Consider the following 1,891-nt stretch of genomic DNA (forward strand, 5'->3'; position numbering starts at 1 on the left):
TAATCTGCCTCGTTTCGTCAATAAAGGAAAGGGTGCAACAAATTTCTTTGCAATAGGTTAAAGTTAATTTTTTAAGTATATTTATTGCACTATTTTTATAAGTTGTATATTTCCTTTGAGTGGCACGATTCTTGCATATAATTGTTGGTATATCGAATATATAGGAGAAAGGAAGAGAATAGGAAACTGTTAGACACATAATTAATGAAAAACATTTAAGCCCTTGGTTATCAAGCATATTGGAATGGTTTATATGTCAGAAAGTTAATCCCGATTCATAAAGGGAAAGCGAAGCAATTAAACTTAAAAAGGTTAGGAGTATATTAGTATGAAAATACCAGTGGAAAATATAGTAGAGTTAACTGTAGAACATCAATTCTTACAGGCTTATCCTATATTGAGTCAGTTACGTCCTGATTTGACTTTAATGGAATATCTAGAATTAGTAAATGATATGCGTAAGGAGGGTAAACAGTTATTTGCTTTATATCATGATACAAGTATCGTAGCATTAGCAGGTGTTAGCTGGCGTGAAGATCCATATAATGAACGCTATATTTATGTACAAGATTTGGTTACTGATGTAAATCATCGTCCTAGTGGCCTTGGATATAGTTTGCTCAGTTATATACATAATTGGGCAAAAGAATATGGAGCTGAATATATTACATTGGAATCTTGAATTCGGCGCCTTGACGCCAAAATGTACAATTTTTTTAGGATGGGGATGACCTATTGGGTGTAGATTTTTTTCGTACATAGGATGAATTTTTACGACTTCTAGATTGAAGGGGAAATTGGGGACAAAACCATTATGAAGTTAAGGTTGGAAAAACAAATAAACTTGGGATGAAACATACATCTGAACAAGTTAAAGTAGAAAAAATCCATGCACCTATTCAAAGGAATGGGTGCCCTGCCATCCAAAAATTAATTGAAAGCTTATACAAACTCTGCATAGAGGAATCTCTGCAGGGTTTTTCTTCATTTATCTTTTTTGTGACCCTAAACCATCCAACTTTCTGCCACTAAGTACAACAAGGGAAAATTGAAGTCGTTGAGCTCAAAATTATAATAGATTATGCGCATATTGGCAATCTATGCATTTATTCATAGGAGACTTTTAAACAAAAACTTCCAATGAATTTGATTGAGATTGTGCTTCAGCATGCCTATAAACGATTAGATGAGGTAACTGTCGCCAAATGCAAGAAAGTTGGAGATTAATAAAAAACAATTAACATACCAAATTACCTTAAGTGAATAGAAACGTCTTGAGGTGGATTATTCTTTCCATAGGTCATGAAATGGGGGCAATCTATTCCGAAAATATAGAAAATCAGGCTATTCATCAAAATCACCTTATATACTGTTTTAAAAAAAGGGAAGGCAGAGAGTAAGAAGTCCATAATTCAGCTGGTTTATTTGATTTGGCTATATTTTCATACTAGAGATAAAACTATAGTGATCATTCCCAGAGGGTAAGTCAGAAAACGATAGTCATTTAGTTTAACCACTTGTTATCTAGTAATGAACCAAATAACAGCAATACTGCTGCTTTTCATATTATTCGTATTTCTTATTCCAGATATCAAAATCGAAAATATGCAACCTATATTTGAAGAAGGCATGAAACCGGTAAAGGGAGATCATATCACTCTTTAGCACTGTCTTATGTTCAGCTTGTTTTATGATCACTCGATATGTAAACAAAAAGGCTGAAATGAAGAAAAACTTTTATTTAGGGACTTTATTAGGTGGCGGCGTTCTTTTCTTAATGGACTCGCCTTAGGACTAGTTCAATTGCTAGGTTTGCAATGTTACAAAAATCCTCTTTTTTCATTAACCTTACAATTTTTTCACATCCCGATATAGTGCATTATCAAATTTT

Annotated in this window: 1 protein-coding gene; it reads left to right on the plus strand. The window is 33.2% G+C overall.

The features are described from left to right. Positions 1-328 precede the first annotated feature (328 nt). Positions 329-682 (plus strand): GNAT family N-acetyltransferase, encoded by a 354-nt coding sequence (locus tag N9I19_RS24605; RefSeq protein ID WP_317779310.1) that lies wholly within the window; start codon positions 329-331, stop codon positions 680-682. Positions 683-1,891 lie beyond the last annotated feature (1,209 nt).

The sequence above is a fragment of the Peribacillus sp. CSMR9 genome (genome assembly GCF_033141925.1).
In the GTDB taxonomy this organism is placed as follows: domain Bacteria; phylum Bacillota; class Bacilli; order Bacillales; family DSM-1321; genus Peribacillus; species Peribacillus simplex_A.